Source organism: Pseudomonas sp. GL_117 (genome assembly GCF_057835125.1).
In genome coordinates this window covers 1,680,548-1,696,790 of the sequence record NZ_CM174418.1, presented here as the reverse complement: position 1 = coordinate 1,696,790, position 16,243 = coordinate 1,680,548, and the positions used below count along the sequence as shown (strand labels likewise).

Sequence of the window (16,243 nt, the reverse complement as noted above, 5' to 3'; positions counted from 1 at the left end):
ATAGAAAATGACCCCTTCACTGCGTAAATTGGCCCTCGCCGCCGGCTGCATGCTGTTCGCCGGCCAACTGCTGGCCGCCGAAGAACCCAAGCGCCCGGAATGCATCGCCCCGGCCTCCCCCGGCGGTGGTTTCGACCTGACCTGCAAACTGGCGCAAAGCGCGCTGGTCAACGAGAAGTTGCTGAGCAAGCCGATGCGCGTGACCTACATGCCCGGCGGCGTCGGCGCGGTGGCCTACAACGCGGTGGTCGCGCAGCGCCCTGCGGATGCCGGCACCCTGGTGGCCTGGTCCAGCGGTTCGCTGCTGAACCTGGCGCAGGGCAAGTTCGGCCGTTTCGATGAAAGCGCCGTACGTTGGCTGGCAGCGGTCGGCACCAGCTACGGTGCCATCGCAGTGAAAAACGATTCGCCCTACAAGACCCTCGACGATCTGGTCAAAGCCCTGAAGAAAGATCCGAGCAGTGTCGTCATCGGTTCCGGCGGCACCGTCGGCAGCCAGGACTGGATGCAAACCGCCCTGATCGCCAAGGCCGCCGGGATCAACCCGCGTGAGCTGCGCTACGTGGCCCTCGAAGGCGGCGGTGAAATCGCCACCGCCCTGCTCGGCGGTCACATCCAGGTGGGCAGTACCGACATCTCCGACTCCATGCCACACATCCTCAGCGGTGACATGCGCCTGCTGGCGGTGTTCTCCGAAGAGCGCCTGGACGAGCCGGAAATGAAGAACATTCCGACGGCCAAAGAGCAAGGCTACGACATCGTCTGGCCAGTGGTGCGCGGTTTCTACCTCGGGCCAAAAGTCAGCGATGCCGACTACGCCTGGTGGAAAGATGCGTTCGACAAACTGCTGGCCTCCGACGAGTTCGCCAAGCTGCGTGACCAGCGCGAGCTGTTCCCGTTCGCCATGACCGGCCCGGAGCTGGACACCTACGTGAAGAAACAGGTGGCTGACTACAAAGTGCTGGCCAAAGAGTTTGGCTTGATCCAGTAAATGCCCTCTGTGGGAGCGCGCTTGCCCGCGAAAAACGTCAACGATGACGCGTGCGGCCTGGATACACGCGGCGCCGTTGCATTCTTCGCGAGCCACTGCGCTCCCACAAAAGCGGCCTAGGAGTTTCCTATGCTTTTACAACGCATTTTCGCCAGCGTGATGCTGCTGGTCTGTGCCGGTCTTGCGCTGATGGCGTGGCCGTACCAGGCCGCATTTTCCTACGAGCCGGTCGGGCCTCGTGCCTACCCGCTGCTGATGCTCGGGCTGATGAGCCTGGGCCTGATCTACATGATCATCCGCCCACAGCCGACCAAACACACGGAAGAAGAACCGGCGCTGGATCGCGAGACCCTGATCAAGATCGGCATCTGCGTGGCGCTGCTCATCGTGTTCGCCGCCACCTTCGAGCCTCTGGGTTTCATCCTCAGCAGCATGCTGATCGGCATCCCCATGGCGCGCCTGTATGGCGGCCGCTGGTTGCCGAGCGTGGTGATCGTCAGCCTGATGGCCGTGGGCCTCTATCTGCTGTTCGATAAAGCCATGGATGTTCCGCTGCCCCTCGGCCTGCTCGACGTTCTGGAGAACTGATATGGATACTTTCAGCTATTTGGGCCAGGGCTTCGGCGTTGCACTGTCCCCGTACAACCTGGTGACCGCGCTGTGCGGCACCTTGATCGGCACCGTAGTCGGCCTGTTGCCGGGCCTGGGTCCGATCAACGGCGTGGCCTTGCTGATCCCGATTGCATTCGCCCTGGGCTTGCCGCCGGAGTCGGCGTTGATCCTGCTGGCGGCCGTGTACCTGGGCTGCGAATACGGCGGCCGGATCAGTTCGATCCTGCTGAACATTCCGGGCGAAGCCTCCACCGTAATGACCACCCTCGACGGTTACCCGATGGCCCGCAAAGGCCTGGCGGGTGTAGCGCTGTCGTTGTCGGCGTGGAGTTCGTTCATCGGCGCGTTCATCGCCACCTGCGGCATGGTGCTGTTTGCACCGTTGCTTGCCAAATGGGCGATTGCCTTCGGTCCGGCGGAATATTTCGTACTGATGGTGTTCGCGATTGTCTGCCTCGGCGGTATGGCCGGTGACAAACCGTTGAAGACCTTTGTTGCAGCGCTGATCGGCCTGTTCCTGTCGGCGGTGGGCATCGACGCCAACAGCGGTGTGTACCGCTTTACCGGCGACAACATCCACCTCACCGACGGCATCCAGTTTGTGGTGTTGGTGCTGGGTCTGTTCTCCATCAGCGAGATTCTGTTGCTGCTGGAAAAAACCCACCGTGGCCAGGAAGCCGTGAAAGCCACCGGACGGATGATGTTCAACCTGAAGGAAGCATCCGCTGTCTTCTTGGTGAATATCCGTTGTGGCCTGCTGGGCTTCATCATGGGCGTGCTGCCTGGCGCTGGCGCAACATTGGCCTCAGCGGTTGCCTACATGACCGAGAAACGCATGGCCGGTGCCAGCGGCAAATTCGGCCAGGGCGACATGCGCGGCCTCGCCGCCCCGGAAACCGCGATCGGCGCATCCGCCTGCGGTGCCCTGGTGCCGATGCTGACCCTCGGCGTACCCGGTTCGGGCACCACGGCGGTGATGATCGGCGCATTGTCGCTGTACAACATCACGCCCGGCCCGCTGCTGTTCCAACAGCAACCGGACATCGTCTGGGGCCTGATCGCCTCGTTGTTTATCGCCAACATCATGCTGGTGATCCTCAACATCCCGATGATCCGCATCTTCACGCGCATCCTCGCCGTGCCGAACTGGGCGCTGGTACCGGTGATCGCGATCATCACCGCGATCGGTGTGTACGCCGTTCACGCCACCACCTTCGACCTGTTCCTGATGGTCGGCATCGGCATCTTCGGCTACATCCTGCGCAAGCTCGACTTCCCGCTGTCGCCAGTCCTGCTGGGCTTTATCCTCGGCGGCTTGATGGAGCAGAACCTGCGCCGGGCGCTGTCGATTTCCAACGGTGCGCTGGACATCCTCTGGTCGAGCCCGATCACCTTTGGTGTGTGGGTGCTGACCGCGCTGATGCTGGCTTTACCGCTGGTACGGATCTATCGCAAACGTGCCCTGCAGCGTCGTGCCGTGGCCGATGTCTGAAGTCACCTTTAAACATTGGTGGGGAACACCGCTGGTCGGTCTGGCCGGCGGTTACCTGGCCAGCCTTGTCGGCTGGCCCTTGCCGTATATGGTCGGCTCGTTGCTGGCGATCATCCTGGTGCGCTGCCTCACGCCATGGCAGTTGGCGGAGATTCCCGGCGGGCGCAAATGCGGCCAATGGGTGGTAGGGATTGGCATCGGCCTGCACTTCACGCCGTTGGTGATCGAGCAGGTGCTGAGCCATTTCGGGCTGATCTTCTTCGGCGCGCTGATCACCAGCCTTTCCAGCGTGGTCGGCGTCTGGTTGATGCGGCGCAGCGGTGAAGACCGCGCCACCGCATTTTTCTCCAGCATGCCGGGCGGTTCCGGGGAGATGGTCAACCTGGGCGCACGCAATGGTGCGGTGCTCAGCCGGGTCGCGGCGGGGCAAAGCCTGCGGGTGCTGGTGGTGGTGCTGTGCGTGCCGGCGATCTTCAAGTATGTGCTGGAAGGCGGCGCGCCACAGTTTCATCCGGCGCCGGTGAGTTGGCCGTGGCTGTTCGCGTTGTTTGCGCTTGGCGCATTGGTGGCCTGGGGTTGGCAGCGTTTGCGTCAGCCAAACCCGTGGTTGTTCGGGCCGTTGCTGGTGAGTGCGACCGCCAGCGTCGTATGGGATCTGCATATCGGCCTGCCCGATGGCGGCAGCCAGATCGGCCAGTGGTTGATCGGCAGCGGTTTGGGTTGCCACTTCAATCGTCAGTTCTTTCGCCGGGCGCCGTCGTTCATGGGCCGTACCCTGGTTGGTACGGCGTTGACCATGGCCTTGGCGACGTTGGCTGCGGTGGGATTGAGTGCGTTGACCCATCTGGATCTACGCTCGCTGACCCTGGGCATGATGCCCGGCGGCATTGCCGAGATGAGCCTCACGGCCGAGACCCTGCAACTGTCGGTGCCGTTGGTGACGGCGATGCAGGTAATGCGCTTGTTGTTCGTGTTGTTTTTGGCAGAGCCGCTGTTTCGTCACTGGAACCGCCAAACCTGATCTGCCATCGAACAGTGGCCTCTCAAGGGCCACTGCCATTCGTCTGAACTGTCAAGTCTGACAGCTAGCCAAACGCTCTCGTCACGATGATCAATGATGTGCACATGCCTATCGAGGACTGTGATCATGCGCCCGTCTTTCAAGGATCAAAAAACCGATGACGAACCGGCTGCCATCGTCAAAACGGTCGCCGTTCCAGGCGCGCCCAATCGCCTTGCGTTGAATGGTGATGGATCGCGCCTCTACGTCACCAGTTCCACCCTTCCACAAGGCATCATTGTTATCGATACCGCAAACTTGAGCATCATCACGACGATCACCGAGGCAGGCTCGCCCATCTGGCTCGCGATGCACCCAACTGCCCAACGCCTCTATGCCTGCGACGGCAGCCAAGCCACCGATACGCCTGTCGACGTGATCGACACCTCGACCAACACGCTCATCAATCAAATCAGGGGGTTCACCACCGTCCGGGGCATTGCATTGAATTCGACCGGTGCGCGCCTGTACGTCGCTGACCTAGGCGCTTCGCAAGTGGTGGCGATCGATACCAGCACCCATCAGCGAATCGCTGCGACTGCCGTGCGCCATCCCAGAGACATTTGTGTGGCGCCCGGCAACGCGCGCTCACATGTCGCCTCGATCCTCGATGACTGGACCAGCATCAACCTGGGAACCAACCGGGTCGTGTTCCAAACCAGCACGATTGCTGGAGAGCCCACCAGCATTGTGCATGCACGCTTCGCCGCTCGCGTGTACATCACCTACCGGGATCGTGGCGAGGTGTATATCGGGGACACCACCACCGCTCAGGCAAGCTCGACTCTCAGCGGGTTGCTCGGCCCTTTCCAGATCGCTTTTCACACGATGCTGGAGCGAGCCTACCTCACCGAAACCGATGGCAACCGAGTCAGTATCATCAATACCCGCACCCAAACCGTGACTGGCACGATCCCTGGCTTCGACAAGCCGCGCGGCATCGTAGTAGCGCCCAGCGGCCGATTGGCATACGTCGCCAATATCGGCAGTTCAACAGTGGCAGAAGTCCGCTTGTAGGGCACAGCGACCGACATTAAAGCGACGGCAACCGCCACTCAATCGGCGTTTCGCCATTCTGCTCAAGAAACTTGTTGGTGCGGCTGAAATGCCCGCAACCCAAAAACCCGCGATACGCCGACAACGGCGACGGATGCACTGACGTCAGCACCAGGTGCTTGGTCGCATCAATCAACTTCTGCTTGCCCTGGGCATGGGCGCCCCACAGTAAAAACACCAAGTGCGGCTGATGCGCGCTGACCACTTCGATAATCCGATCAGTAAAAAACTGCCAGCCCTTGCCCGCATGCGCGTTGGCGTTGGCACGCTCCACGGTCATGGTGGTGTTGAGCAGCAGCACGCCCTGATCCGCCCAGCTTTGCAGGCAACCGTGGTTGGGGATGTCGATGTTCAGGTCGCGCTTGAGCTCTTTGTAGATATTGAGCAGCGACGGCGGCGTGGGTATGCCCGGTTGCACCGAGAAGCACAGGCCGTGGGCCTGGCCGGGGCCGTGGTACGGGTCCTGGCCGAGGATCACCACCTTGACCTTGTCCAGCGGCGTCGAGTTGAGCGCGTTGAAGATCAGCGGGCCTGGCGGGTAGATCTCTTTGCCGGCCGCATGTTCCTCGCGCAGGAACTCGCGCAACTGGCTCATATACGGTTGCTCGAACTCATCGCGCAGGGCGTGCTTCCAGGTGGGTTCGAGTTTGATACGGTCGCCTTCGGTCATGATGCAATGGTCTTGTAAAAAAGAATGAGGCGAACCCTAGGAAAGCCGACCCCGCTTGTCAATTGATCTGACACACCACCGGCACTTTCCTACGAAGCGATCATACTAATCCTCTACCTTCCTGAATGAGGTCACGATGAACCTGCACTTCGAAGAGCTGACCGGCAGCGACGGTGCCCGCATCGGTATCGCCAGCCTGGACGCCGAAAAATCCCTCAACGCCCTCTCCCTACCGATGATCCTGGCCCTGGGCGAACGCCTGGACAGTTGGGCGAAAGACCCGAATATCGTGTGCGTGCTACTGCGCGGCAATGGGCCCAAGGCATTTTGCGCCGGTGGCGAAGTGCGCAGCCTCGCGATGGAGTGCCGCGAACAACCCGGCGTGGTGCCGGCGCTGGCCGCGCAGTTTTTTGCGGCGGAGTATCGCCTCGACTATCACCTGCACACGTACCCGAAACCGCTGATCTGCTGGGGCCACGGCTATGTGCTGGGTGGCGGCATGGGCCTGCTGCAAAGTGCGTCAGTGCGCATCGTTACGCCAAGCAGCCGCCTGGCAATGCCGGAGATCAGTATCGGCCTGTACCCGGATGTGGGCGCCAGTTGGTTCTTGTCGCGCATGCCGGGCAAGCTCGGCCTGTTCCTCGGCCTGACCGGCGCGCATATCAACGGTCGCGATGCCTTGGACCTGGGCCTGGCCGACCGCTTCCTGCGCGACGACCAGCAGGACGAATTGATCGAAGGCCTGCTGCAACTGAACTGGCAGGAACAAACGTCGATACAACTCAACAGCCTGCTCAAGGCGCTGGCCCAGGAAGCCGTCAGCCAGCAACCCGAAGCGCAGTGGCTGCCGCGCAGGACGCAGATCGACGCCTGGCTGGACGTGGGTGATGTACGCGGAGCCTGGCGCGCCTTGAGCCAGTTGCGCGAGCACGACGACCCGCTGTTCAGCCGTGCCGGCAAGACCTTGAGCGAAGGCTGCCCACTCACCGCGCACCTGGTGTGGGAACAACTGCACCGAGCCCGTCACCTGTCCCTGGCCCAGGTGTTTCAGATGGAATACACCTTGAGCCTCAATTGCTGCCGTCACCCGGAGTTCAGCGAAGGCGTGCGTGCGCGCTTGATCGACAAGGACCAGACGCCGCACTGGCATTGGCCGGACATCAACAGCCTGCCGGACGCGGTCGTACAGGCTCACTTCCACAAGGTGTGGGAAGGTCGCCACCCGCTGGCGGATTTGTCCGAATACTGAGTATTTCGCGCAAAAAAAAGCGGCGCTTCCTGCGCCGCTTGCTTTCAAGTCCTGTCAGCGGTGACCGCCGCGGCCGCCGCCATGGTCGGAACCGCGACCACGTCCATCATGCCCGCCATGATCGCCACGATCACCCCAGCCCTGGTTCGGATAGGGCCGGTAACCGGCACGCGGGCCGTAGTAACGCGGGGCCGGCTGGTAATAGCGCGGCGCCGGGTAGTAGCGCGGTTGCGGCGCGTAATAACGCGGTGCGGGGTAGTAATCACGGCGGTATTGGTAAGCGGTGCCACCCCCGTAGTAATACGCCGGCGCCGGTGACGTATAGACCTCGGATCGATAGTAACTCTGGCCTCCATCGTAGTAGGGCACACAGGCTGAAAGGGTCAGACCGAGTAAAGCGCTGAGCAGCAGTCGTCGATACATGGCGGCCTCCTGGACCGCGAAGGAGCTCCTCCAGCGACGCTGGGGGGCGGCACTCAGCTTTCACCGAATGACGAAATATCTGACAACAAAAACCGAATCTGGTGCGTTTTGGTTACAACTAGACACAACTACACAGGTTGCCGATACACGCCCTGCGCAGCGTACTCACGCATAAGGTTTATCCATCATGGGGGCTGTATCGATTCAGTAAATTTATCTGGCCCGAAACTTTGTTGATTGCGATGATGTCACTATGACATCGCACCAGGCCAGGGAGGCTCTAGCGTGCGTACTTCGCCAACTCCCTCGGATTCGAGCCATGAAAATTTCAACCAAGCTTCTACTTTCATTTCTACTCTGTGCACTGGTCACACTTGGGGTCGGTACGCTGGGCATCAAAGGCGTGGTCCGACTCGCCACCGCGCTGGAACTGACGTTCTCCAACAATCTGGTTTCGGTCAGCACCACCGCCGCCACCCTCAATGGCCTGGTCGCGCACAACCGCGGTTTGTACCGGCTGATGGATGCCAGCAACGGCGACGTCTCCCAGCAAGACCGCGACCGCGTGCGCCAGGACATCGCCACCGAACTCAAGCGCAGCCAGGCCGCCTACGCCACCTACCGCGCGACGCCGCTGGAAGCCGACGAACGGGCGGCGGGCGACAAGCTTGACCAGATCTGGCCCACCTATATCAGCAACTCCGAACGCATCATGGCCATGCTCGACGGCGGCCAGGTCGAGCAGGCTCGGGCCCAGCTCAACAGCACCAACAACGAACTGTTCCGCCAGGCACGCGAGCTGATTCGCGTGATCATCGAGTCGAATAACCGCCAGATCAAGGAAGGCGCCGTGGCCGCCGACGAACTGCGCAGCAGCGCCATGGCCTGGATGATCGGCGGCATCGTGATGGCCTTCCTGATCGCGATCATCATTGGCGTGCTGATCACCCGTCTGATCACCCGCCCTATCGCACAAGCGGTGCAGAGTGCGCAGCGCATTGCTCGTGGCGACCTGACCCACGCCATCCTCACCGAACGCACCGACGAAGCCGGGCAACTGCTGATGGCGCTGTCGGACATGCAAGGTGGCCTGAAAAGCACCCTGCTGGAAATCGCCAATGCCTCCGACCAGTTGGCCTCCGCCGCCGAAGAACTGAGCGCGGTCACCGAAGAAAGCAGCCGTGGGCTGACCCGCCAGAATGACGAAATCCAGCAAGCCGCCACCGCCGTGAACCAGATGACCGCCGCCGTGGACGAAGTGGCGAGCAACGCCGTGTCCACCTCGCAAGCCTCGCGCAAGGCCACCGACGAAGCCGAAGACGGCCGCCAGCAGGTGGCGCAGGCGGTGTCCGGCATGAGCGCGATGGTGGTCGAGATCAACGATTCGACGCAGTCGGTCGCAGACCTCGCCGGCCAGGTGCGGGAAATCGGCAAGGTGATCGACGTGATCCGCGGCATCGCCGACCAGACCAACCTGCTGGCGCTCAATGCGGCCATCGAAGCGGCCCGCGCAGGCGAGCAAGGCCGTGGTTTTGCGGTGGTGGCCGATGAAGTGCGTGCGTTGGCTCATCGCACCCAAACCTCCACGGTCGACATCGAAAAAATGATTGGGGAAGTGCAGGTGGGCGCCGACGACGCGGTGGCCGCGATGAACAAAAGCCTGACCTGGGCCAACAACACCCAGACCCTGGCGCAAAATGCCGGCGAAGCGCTGCAGCGCATCACCGACAGCGTGGCGCTGATCAATGAGCGCAACCTGGTGATCGCCTCCGCCTCCGAGGAGCAGGCCCAGGTTGCCCGTGAAGTCGACCGCAACCTGCTCAACATCCAGGACCTGTCCACCCAGACCGCCGCTGGCGCCCACCAGACCAACGCCTCCAGCCAGGACCTGTCGCGCCTGGCCACATCGTTCAACGTACTGGTCAGCAAGTTCCAGCTGTAAGTAGCCTGCGTCGGGGCAGCGCTGTATCGTGCAAGGCACACCGGGACTCACCGGGACCTTGCACCCTTTCAGCCTGAACCGACCGATGACCACGCCAACCCTCTGCCCCGCCTGCGGCGCCCGCAACGACTGCGCCCTGGCCGACCCTCGCACCGTCGACCAGGCCTGCTGGTGCTACAGCGTCACCATCGACCCGGCGGTGCTCGAAGCGCTGCCCGATGATCTGCGCAACAAAGCCTGCCTGTGTCCGCACTGTGCCCAGGTGGATGCGCAGCTACGCGGACTTGAGCAGCCGTAATGCGCGTCGATCGTTTCCTCAGCAACCTGCCACGTTTCAATCGCAAGCAAGTGCGTCTGCTGCTGGTTGAACGGCGTGTGACCGTCGACGGCGTTGCAGTCAGCGATCCGCACCATGAAGTGCGCGAATTCAGTCGTGTATGTGTTGATGATGAGGTTCTGCAGGCGGGCAAACCGGCGCGGTATTTCATGCTGCACAAGCCGCAGGGGTGCGTGAGCGCTACAACAGACCCGCAACACCCGACCGTGCTCGATTGGCTCGATGAACCGGACAAGGACGAGTTGCATATCGCCGGGCGCCTGGACTTCAACACCACCGGCCTGATGCTGATCACCAACGACGGCCAGTGGTCACGGCGCCTGACACAGCCGCAGACCAAGCTGCCCAAGGTCTACCTTGTCGAGACCGAACAGGACATCGGCCCGCAATACGCGCCGACGTTTGCCGCAGGCCTGTACTTTGCGTTCGAAGACCTCACCACCCAACCGGCCGCACTTGAGTTGCTGGGGCCGAGAACGGCGCGGCTGAGCATCATTGAAGGGCGCTATCACCAGGTGAAGCGTATGTTCGGGCATTTCGATAACAAGGTCATCGGCCTGCATCGCGAGCGGATGGGCCCCTTGGTGCTGGATGCCGCCCTGGCGCCGGGCGAGTACCGGGCGCTGACCGACGACGAAATCCGACAGGTCTGACGACCGTTCGGCCGGTGATGGCAAAAAACCGTTTTATAACCTTGCGAGGTGGCAGGTCTGCTGCTTGAATCCAAATCACCAGCCAAATTATGACTGGCGAGTCGCCTATAACTTCCAAGAAACACCCTGCCCCCGCCCGCGCTTGATCTACGGGCCTTCCAGGCAAAACTGCCCGCCATAACAACACCCGTCGGCCAGCCGTCAGCGGATCGACATGGGCGCTCATTTTCCAGGCGTATGCCTACCTGTCACAAAGCTCGTGCAGAGTTACCTGCGCGCCCTACCCGCTTGCCAGGAGTCTTACGACATGAGGCCAGAAATCGCTGTGTTGGATATACAGGGTCAGTATCGGGTTTACACGGAGTTCTATCGCGCGGACGCTGCTGCAAAGACCATCATCATGGTCAATGGCTCCATGGCCACCACGGCATCCTTCGCTCAAACCGTCAAAAGCCTGCACCCGCAATTCAATGTGGTTTTGTACGATCAGCCCTATGCTGGCCGTTCCAAAATCCATAACCGTCATGAGCAAATGCTGACAAAGGACGTCGAAGGCCAGATCCTCCTGGAACTCATCGACCACTTCGCCGCCGAACACGTGCTGTCATTCTCCTGGGGCGGCGCCGCTACCCTGGTCGCCCTTGCCCACCGCCCGCGCCGTGTGGAGAAGGCAGTGATCAGCTCGTTCTCACCCGTGATCAACGCGCCCATGCGCGACTACCTTGAACGTGGCGTTGACTACCTCGGCAACCTCGACCGCGACCGCGTCGGCCACCTCGTCAACAACACCATCGGCAAACACCTGCCGTCGTTGTTCAAGCGCTTCAACTACAAGCACGTGAGCAGCCTGGCCGAGCATGAATACGGGCAGATGCACTTCCACATCAGCCAAGTGCTCAACAGTGATCGACTGTGCTACCTCAAGGCAGCCAAGCAGATCGACATTCCGGTGCTGTTCTTGAACGGCGAATGGGACGAATACACCAGCGCCGAGGATGCCAAGCTGTTCGGCCAACATGTGGCCAACAGCAGCTTCAACACCATCCAGGCCACCGGGCACTTCCTGGATATGGAGCACAAGGCAGCGTGCCGGGACAGCCGGGACGCGGTCGTCGGCTTCTTGAAATCAGAGCGGCCAGCCAGCCGATTGCGGTACCACCAAGGCCAGACACAGCATGCATTTGCAATCTGAAATGCGATCCTGTGCAGGAGAAAGTCAGTGATTGAACGCAGACTTGCTCCTGCACAGGCTCCGTCCATCGGTTTATCCGACGCACGCAACCTGCACATTTTCCAAAGAAAAACTTCAAATCCTGATGAACATCTGGTACAAAGTCAGCCGCTCTGAGCGGGTATAGTTTAATGGTAGAACAGTAGCTTCCCAAGCTTCCGACGAGGGTTCGATTCCCTCTACCCGCTCCACTCAATTGTTGGTCCAACGTCAGGATGGTTTTGACGGGGGATGCATGAAAAAACCGGCCCTGGTGGCCGGTTTTTTTATGCCTGAAATAAGGTGATTCGATAAGGGTGGCAACTGCGCGCGGATAAATGCACCGGGTAGCTTTCGGGATACCGGCGCACTCGAGTGGTACCGCGCACAGCTGCCGTCGAACGCCGAGGCTGGCGATGCAGGCGTTGGAAAACCATAAATAGCTCACACAGCGAGTACAACCCGCGCCGTTCCGATGGGGGTGTAGGCAACGTCGCAAGATGAACAATCACATCACCGCTCGTCTACCATCCCTCTCTCCACCCACCACGCCAACGGCAACGTCAGCAACAACACTGCCGCCAACACCATCGCCGCCACCGGCACGCCCAGCGCATCCCCAACGCCACCCAACACCACGGGGGCCAGGGCCCCGCCGCCGATCGTGCCGGTGTAGAACAGCGCAAACGCCTGCTCCCGCTTGCCTGCTCCGGCCAGGTCCGGCACGGCGCCGTACAGCACCGACGAGGTGCCGTTGAGCACCAGGCCGAGCAGCGGCAACGTCAGCATCAAACCGTTCAGCGGCAGGTACACCGCCGCCATGATCAGCAGCGCGGTGGTGGTTTCCGTCAGCCACACGGTCTTCATCATGCCGATGCGCGCTCCGAGATAACCGCAAAGCAATTTGCCGAACGCGCCGCCGACAAACAGCAGGCTCAGGGCCAGGCCGACACCCGCCGTACCTGCGCCTTTGGCTTGCAGCAGGAACGGCAGGAACGTGAGAAAGCCCATGCGCACGGCGCTATCGAGGGTGCCGGTGCAGATCAGTGCGCGCAAGCCGCTGGCGGAGCCGATTCCACTGGAGGGTCTGGCCGTTTTCGTGGTGGCAGGTGCTCGCGACGGCGTAGGAATCAGCCACCACAATAGCCCCGCCGCCGCCAAACCCAGTAGCCCCAACAAGGTGGCACTGGCGCGCCAGCTGATGACGGTGAGCAGCAGGCCAACCAAGCCGGGGATCAGGGTTTTGCCGATGTCCCCAGAGAAATTGTACTGAGACAGCGCCTGCTTGATCCCACCCCCCTCCTCATAGGCATCGCTGATCATCGACGACGCCAGCGGGTGCTGCGTACTCGCGCCCAGGCCGCCCAATAGCAAGGCCAGCAGCAACAGGACCAGCCCGGTGGCTTGCCCAACCATCAAGTAAGCGATACCGGCAAGCGCAGTCCCCCCCACCAGCAACGGTGTGCGCCCCCAGCGTTTGGCGGCGCGGCTCGCCAGCAGTTGGAACACAGCCATCATCCCGGAATAGGCGCCGCGCAGAAGCCCGATCTGCGCGTAGGACATGGCGAACTGCGCCTGCCAGATGGGTAGCAGCACATAGATAACGTCGGTCAAGCCATCGTGTACGGCATGGGCGCTGCACCCGGCGATCAACGAACGACGGCGGGCAGAGCATTGGGAAGCGGGTATAACGACGGTGTCGGTCATGGCGTAGGAATCTGCTCAGGCTCAAGGCGCTTGCAGCCGGTCAAGACAGGCGCGACGTCATGAAACCTCTCGTTTTATGTTGTGAGGTCTTTATAGAATGCCCGGCAGGTCTTGAACCAATACCGAATTCACACCGATCAATACCCGAGGGCCAGGATGCTCGACCTACGCAAGCTGCGGTACTTTCTGACGGTCGCCGAAGAACTGCACTTCGGTCGAGCCGCCATTCGCCTGCACCTGGCCCAGCCACCGCTGACCCGGCAGATTTCGGCGCTGGAGGCCGAGTTGGGTTTCAAGCTGTTCGATCGCACCAGCCGCACCGTGACACTTACCGCTCAAGGCCGGTCGTTCTTGCCCTATGCGCGGGGTGTGCTGGAACAGGTGGAGCTGGCACAGGTGATCGCCGGCAAACTGGCCGCAGGCACCGCTGGGCAACTGGCATTGGGGTATGTCAGTTCGATTGCCTTGTCGGACCTGTTCAGCCAGGTGATTCATGCCTTTGCCCAACGCTTTCCCGACGTGCAGCTGACCCTGGTGGAATGCGCCTCCGGCAGCCTCGGCGCGCAGGTGGCGGACGGGCGCCTGGACATTGGCTTGAGCCGCCGGTTGCCGCAAAGCAGTGAAGTGCAGGCACTGTCGCTGGGCCAGGAACCCTTGGTGGCCGCGTTGGCCAGCGACAGCCCGTTGGCGCGCCAGGCGCAGGTGAGCTTGGCGCAGCTCAGTGCTTATCCGCTGATCCTGTTTCCGGCGGATCATGGATCGGGACTGAACCAGTCCATCGAACAGCTGTACCGCGAGCATGGGCAGCCCCTGCGCGCGGGGCCGACCGGCCGACAGATCACCTCGATCATTGCCCTGGTGGCGGCAGGGCAAGGCGTGGCGTTGGTGCCGCAATGCGCGCAAAGCTTGATGCACAAGGGCGTGACGTACAGGCCTTTGGTGGAAGTGGATGCGTGTGCACAGTTGTTGGTACTGACTCGTGATGTAGAAAAAAACCTATCAGTACAAGCCTTTATGAGGGTGATAGGTGAAGTGGCAGACGCTCGATAGCAAGCAGAATGTTTACGAAGGATACTTCGAGATCATTGCCGAAGAAGCCGCGGCGGCGGCGCTGAAGCGTCTGCAACAAGACCGCCAGCGCCACTTCAGCAAAGTCCGACTGTGGTGACGAGTTGATCTCTAAATGATGTCAGCTCCTCCCCCCTGACACCGAGATCACGCCCATGCTAGAACCCCAGCAACACACGCCAAAGGCCATACGACGCCAGGTGGTCGGCTGGGTACTGGTCTTGCCGCTGCTACTGTCGTTTATGAGGCTGCCGTTTTTCATCGGACCGGTCATCGCGGCAGGATCGATCGTCGCCTCGGCTTATGGCATACGGTTGGCCAGGCAACATGCCAACCGACGCTTGACCGTGTTCGCCTCAATTATCACCGCGTTCAATGTCATTTCACTTTTACTGACGGGAACAGCCTCATTTCTTAAGGCTTTGTATAACATTTCCTGGATTTACTGGTACCCGCTCTACGCCAACTGGGTGTACTGGAACTTCTAGGCCCAGGAAAATTCAATCGCAAGAAACGTAGTTTCCAACCGGGCGGATACAATTACAGTGGCGCCATGACGTTCGCCCACAGGAGCCCACCCATGCCCTACGAATACAAACTCATGCCCTCCCCGGTCGGCCAGCTCACCCTGGTGGCGCGCGACGGCAAGCTCAGCGCGATCCTGTGGGAAAAAGAGCGCGCCAACCGTGTACGCCTGGGGCAATTGCAGGAGGCCAACAGCAGCCCGGTGCTGTTGGAAACCGAGCGCCAGTTGCAGGAATATTTCGCCGGCACCCGTAGTCAATTCACGCTGGAGCTGGACTTCAGCGGCACCGACTTTCAGAAACAGGTCTGGCAGGCACTCCTGACCATCCCCTTCGGCGAAACCCGCAGCTACAGCCAGATCGCCCGGCAGATCGGCAACCCCAAGGCCGTGCGCGCCGTGGGCGCGGCCAATGGGCGCAACCCGATCTCGATCATCGCACCGTGCCATCGGGTGATTGGCGCCTCGGGTGAACTGACCGGGTTCGCCGGCGGCCTGCAAGCCAAGCAATACCTGCTTGCGCTGGAAGGCACCGGCCAGGCGGAAATGGCGTTCTAGAGCGAATAAAAAACGGCGGTTGGAGAGGCTCCAACCGCCGTTTTTCAGTTCCGGCCAGACACTCAACCGTCGCCTTGATGGCCTTTACCGTAGGTCGACGCCAGGGCACGGGCCTTTTGCAGACGCTCCTGCAACTTGGGCAACGTCTCATCCACCAGCGCCTTGATTTCCGGCACATCCGACGCCGCACCTTCCTGTTTGAACAGGGCAATGGCGTCTTCGTTTTCCTTGACCTGTTGCGCGGTGTAGGCGGCGTCGAAGGAGTCGCCGTCCTTGAGCTCGGGCATCAAGGTTTCGGCTTTGTCGACGATCTTTTCCCGCGGCGCCACCGGCAGCTCCAGCTTCTTGGCGATGGCCGCCAGGTGCTGGTTGGCCAGGGTGCGTTCGTTGATCACCTCGATGGTGTAATCCTTGATTTCCTGGGACGAGGTCTTGGCGTGGGCCATGCGACTGGTTTCGATATCGGCCATCCCTTTGGCCGAGGCCTGCTCGATGAATTCAGCAGGCGACTGGGCGAAAGCATTGCTGGCGCCGAGGCCCAGCAGCATCGCGAAACTGGCGGTGCGTAACCGGATAGCCATGCGGCTCATGATGGGTTCCTCCAGGGCAAAATTAGGCGAGGGGGAATACACCCCGCCCTGAATTCGAATTTTCAGGGCGGCAAAGGTTTAGAAAAAACTTGCCAGTGCGAC

Annotated in this window: 18 protein-coding genes and 1 tRNA gene; 15 read left to right on the top strand and 4 right to left on the bottom strand. The window is 61.2% G+C overall.

The genetic code is table 11. The features are described from left to right. The first annotated feature begins 7 nt into the window (after positions 1 to 7). The 5 genes from AC3ISR_RS07615 to AC3ISR_RS07595 all read left to right on the top strand — a co-directional run bounded on the left by AC3ISR_RS07615 (position 8) and on the right by AC3ISR_RS07595 (position 5,172). Positions 8 to 991: a Bug family tripartite tricarboxylate transporter substrate binding protein gene (locus AC3ISR_RS07615; protein ID WP_463984416.1), complete on the top strand. Its 984-nt coding sequence runs from the start codon at positions 8 to 10 to the stop codon at positions 989 to 991. A gap of 129 nt (positions 992 to 1,120) precedes the next feature. After that, positions 1,121 to 1,579 carry a tripartite tricarboxylate transporter TctB family protein gene (locus AC3ISR_RS07610; protein ID WP_192299172.1) on the top strand — a complete coding sequence of 153 codons (459 nt, stop codon included), beginning with the start codon at positions 1,121 to 1,123 and terminating at the stop codon, positions 1,577 to 1,579. Position 1,580: 1 nt separating this feature from the next. Further along, complete coding sequence (locus AC3ISR_RS07605; RefSeq protein WP_192299173.1) at positions 1,581 to 3,095, top strand: tripartite tricarboxylate transporter permease; 1,515 nt, start codon at positions 1,581 to 1,583, stop codon at positions 3,093 to 3,095. Then, positions 3,088 to 4,116 (top strand): AbrB family transcriptional regulator, encoded by a 1,029-nt coding sequence (locus AC3ISR_RS07600; protein ID WP_463984415.1) that lies wholly within the window; start codon positions 3,088 to 3,090, stop codon positions 4,114 to 4,116. The genes AC3ISR_RS07605 and AC3ISR_RS07600 overlap by 8 nt, the downstream gene beginning before the upstream one ends. A 126-nt stretch (positions 4,117 to 4,242) precedes the next feature. Continuing rightward, positions 4,243 to 5,172 (top strand): YncE family protein, encoded by a 930-nt coding sequence (locus AC3ISR_RS07595; protein WP_463984414.1) that lies wholly within the window; start codon positions 4,243 to 4,245, stop codon positions 5,170 to 5,172. 16 nt (positions 5,173 to 5,188) lie between these two features. Here AC3ISR_RS07595 and ung read toward each other — a convergent pair whose 3' ends face one another. Then, positions 5,189 to 5,881, bottom strand: a complete 693-nt coding sequence (gene ung / locus AC3ISR_RS07590; RefSeq protein ID WP_192299176.1) for a uracil-DNA glycosylase — start codon at positions 5,879 to 5,881, stop codon at positions 5,189 to 5,191. A gap of 136 nt (positions 5,882 to 6,017) precedes the next feature. On the opposite strand from ung, the gene AC3ISR_RS07585 reads away from it, so the two are divergent. After that, a complete protein-coding gene (locus AC3ISR_RS07585) occupies positions 6,018 to 7,130 on the top strand; it encodes an enoyl-CoA hydratase/isomerase family protein (RefSeq protein ID WP_192299177.1) in 1,113 nt (370 codons plus the stop codon). Between the two features lie 54 nt (positions 7,131 to 7,184). On the opposite strand, the gene AC3ISR_RS07580 is transcribed toward AC3ISR_RS07585, so the two are convergent. Further along, entirely contained in the window at positions 7,185 to 7,553 is a 369-nt protein-coding gene (locus AC3ISR_RS07580; RefSeq protein WP_226455265.1) for a hypothetical protein, read from the bottom strand. Between the two features lie 319 nt (positions 7,554 to 7,872). On the opposite strand from AC3ISR_RS07580, the gene AC3ISR_RS07575 reads away from it, so the two are divergent. From AC3ISR_RS07575 to AC3ISR_RS07555, 5 genes are all read left to right on the top strand, one after another. Then, complete coding sequence (locus tag AC3ISR_RS07575; protein ID WP_463984413.1) at positions 7,873 to 9,495, top strand: methyl-accepting chemotaxis protein; 1,623 nt, start codon at positions 7,873 to 7,875, stop codon at positions 9,493 to 9,495. Positions 9,496 to 9,580: 85 nt separating this feature from the next. Next, positions 9,581 to 9,793, top strand: a complete 213-nt coding sequence (locus tag AC3ISR_RS07570) for a cysteine-rich CWC family protein (protein ID WP_192299180.1) — start codon at positions 9,581 to 9,583, stop codon at positions 9,791 to 9,793. Next, complete coding sequence (locus AC3ISR_RS07565) at positions 9,793 to 10,485, top strand: 16S rRNA pseudouridine(516) synthase (RefSeq protein ID WP_192299181.1); 693 nt, start codon at positions 9,793 to 9,795, stop codon at positions 10,483 to 10,485. Before AC3ISR_RS07570 ends, AC3ISR_RS07565 begins: the two co-directional genes overlap by 1 nt. A 307-nt stretch (positions 10,486 to 10,792) precedes the next feature. Next, the gene (locus AC3ISR_RS07560) at positions 10,793 to 11,677 is read left to right on the top strand and encodes an alpha/beta fold hydrolase (RefSeq protein WP_463984412.1); all 885 of its coding nucleotides are present in this window, start codon (positions 10,793 to 10,795) and stop codon (positions 11,675 to 11,677) included. 156 nt (positions 11,678 to 11,833) lie between these two features. Next, a tRNA-Gly gene (locus tag AC3ISR_RS07555) sits at positions 11,834 to 11,907 on the top strand. Positions 11,908 to 12,208: 301 nt separating this feature from the next. Here the strand turns inward: AC3ISR_RS07555 and AC3ISR_RS07550 are convergent. Continuing rightward, positions 12,209 to 13,402: an MFS transporter gene (locus tag AC3ISR_RS07550; protein WP_192299235.1), complete on the bottom strand. Its 1,194-nt coding sequence runs from the start codon at positions 13,400 to 13,402 to the stop codon at positions 12,209 to 12,211. Positions 13,403 to 13,558: 156 nt separating this feature from the next. Between AC3ISR_RS07550 and AC3ISR_RS07545 the strand changes: the two genes are divergently transcribed. The 4 genes from AC3ISR_RS07545 to AC3ISR_RS07530 all read left to right on the top strand — a co-directional run bounded on the left by AC3ISR_RS07545 (position 13,559) and on the right by AC3ISR_RS07530 (position 15,551). Beyond that, positions 13,559 to 14,452, top strand: a complete 894-nt coding sequence (locus AC3ISR_RS07545) for a LysR family transcriptional regulator (RefSeq protein ID WP_192299236.1) — start codon at positions 13,559 to 13,561, stop codon at positions 14,450 to 14,452. After that, positions 14,430 to 14,570, top strand: coding sequence for a hypothetical protein (locus AC3ISR_RS07540; RefSeq protein WP_192299237.1), 141 nt, complete (start codon positions 14,430 to 14,432; stop codon positions 14,568 to 14,570). Before AC3ISR_RS07545 ends, AC3ISR_RS07540 begins: the two co-directional genes overlap by 23 nt. 55 nt (positions 14,571 to 14,625) lie before the next feature. After that, the gene (locus AC3ISR_RS07535; protein WP_192299238.1) at positions 14,626 to 14,958 is read left to right on the top strand and encodes a hypothetical protein; all 333 of its coding nucleotides are present in this window, start codon (positions 14,626 to 14,628) and stop codon (positions 14,956 to 14,958) included. Between the two features lie 92 nt (positions 14,959 to 15,050). Next, the gene (locus AC3ISR_RS07530) at positions 15,051 to 15,551 is read left to right on the top strand and encodes a methylated-DNA--[protein]-cysteine S-methyltransferase (RefSeq protein WP_192299239.1); all 501 of its coding nucleotides are present in this window, start codon (positions 15,051 to 15,053) and stop codon (positions 15,549 to 15,551) included. Between the two features lie 62 nt (positions 15,552 to 15,613). Here the strand turns inward: AC3ISR_RS07530 and AC3ISR_RS07525 are convergent, their stop codons facing one another. Then, on the bottom strand, positions 15,614 to 16,141 hold the full coding sequence (locus tag AC3ISR_RS07525) for a DUF4142 domain-containing protein (protein ID WP_192299240.1): 528 nt from the start codon (positions 16,139 to 16,141) through the stop codon (positions 15,614 to 15,616). Positions 16,142 to 16,243 lie beyond the last annotated feature (102 nt).

What these genes read in the sequence shown, in the direction of transcription:
- AC3ISR_RS07615 (WP_463984416.1), top strand. Translation starts at nt 8, where the DNA reads ATGACCCCTTCACTGCGTAAATTGGCCCTCGCCGCCGGCTGCATGCTG.
- AC3ISR_RS07610 (WP_192299172.1), top strand. Translation starts at nt 1,121, where the DNA reads ATGCTTTTACAACGCATTTTCGCCAGCGTGATGCTGCTGGTCTGTGCC.
- AC3ISR_RS07605 (WP_192299173.1), top strand. Translation starts at nt 1,581, where the DNA reads ATGGATACTTTCAGCTATTTGGGCCAGGGCTTCGGCGTTGCACTGTCC.
- AC3ISR_RS07600 (WP_463984415.1), top strand. Translation starts at nt 3,088, where the DNA reads ATGTCTGAAGTCACCTTTAAACATTGGTGGGGAACACCGCTGGTCGGT.
- AC3ISR_RS07595 (WP_463984414.1), top strand. Translation starts at nt 4,243, where the DNA reads ATGCGCCCGTCTTTCAAGGATCAAAAAACCGATGACGAACCGGCTGCC.
- ung (WP_192299176.1), bottom strand. Translation starts at nt 5,881, where the DNA reads ATGACCGAAGGCGACCGTATCAAACTCGAACCCACCTGGAAGCACGCC.
- AC3ISR_RS07585 (WP_192299177.1), top strand. Translation starts at nt 6,018, where the DNA reads ATGAACCTGCACTTCGAAGAGCTGACCGGCAGCGACGGTGCCCGCATC.
- AC3ISR_RS07580 (WP_226455265.1), bottom strand. Translation starts at nt 7,553, where the DNA reads ATGTATCGACGACTGCTGCTCAGCGCTTTACTCGGTCTGACCCTTTCA.
- AC3ISR_RS07575 (WP_463984413.1), top strand. Translation starts at nt 7,873, where the DNA reads ATGAAAATTTCAACCAAGCTTCTACTTTCATTTCTACTCTGTGCACTG.
- AC3ISR_RS07570 (WP_192299180.1), top strand. Translation starts at nt 9,581, where the DNA reads ATGACCACGCCAACCCTCTGCCCCGCCTGCGGCGCCCGCAACGACTGC.
- AC3ISR_RS07565 (WP_192299181.1), top strand. Translation starts at nt 9,793, where the DNA reads ATGCGCGTCGATCGTTTCCTCAGCAACCTGCCACGTTTCAATCGCAAG.
- AC3ISR_RS07560 (WP_463984412.1), top strand. Translation starts at nt 10,793, where the DNA reads ATGAGGCCAGAAATCGCTGTGTTGGATATACAGGGTCAGTATCGGGTT.
- AC3ISR_RS07550 (WP_192299235.1), bottom strand. Translation starts at nt 13,402, where the DNA reads ATGACCGACACCGTCGTTATACCCGCTTCCCAATGCTCTGCCCGCCGT.
- AC3ISR_RS07545 (WP_192299236.1), top strand. Translation starts at nt 13,559, where the DNA reads ATGCTCGACCTACGCAAGCTGCGGTACTTTCTGACGGTCGCCGAAGAA.
- AC3ISR_RS07535 (WP_192299238.1), top strand. Translation starts at nt 14,626, where the DNA reads ATGCTAGAACCCCAGCAACACACGCCAAAGGCCATACGACGCCAGGTG.
- AC3ISR_RS07530 (WP_192299239.1), top strand. Translation starts at nt 15,051, where the DNA reads ATGCCCTACGAATACAAACTCATGCCCTCCCCGGTCGGCCAGCTCACC.
- AC3ISR_RS07525 (WP_192299240.1), bottom strand. Translation starts at nt 16,141, where the DNA reads ATGAGCCGCATGGCTATCCGGTTACGCACCGCCAGTTTCGCGATGCTG.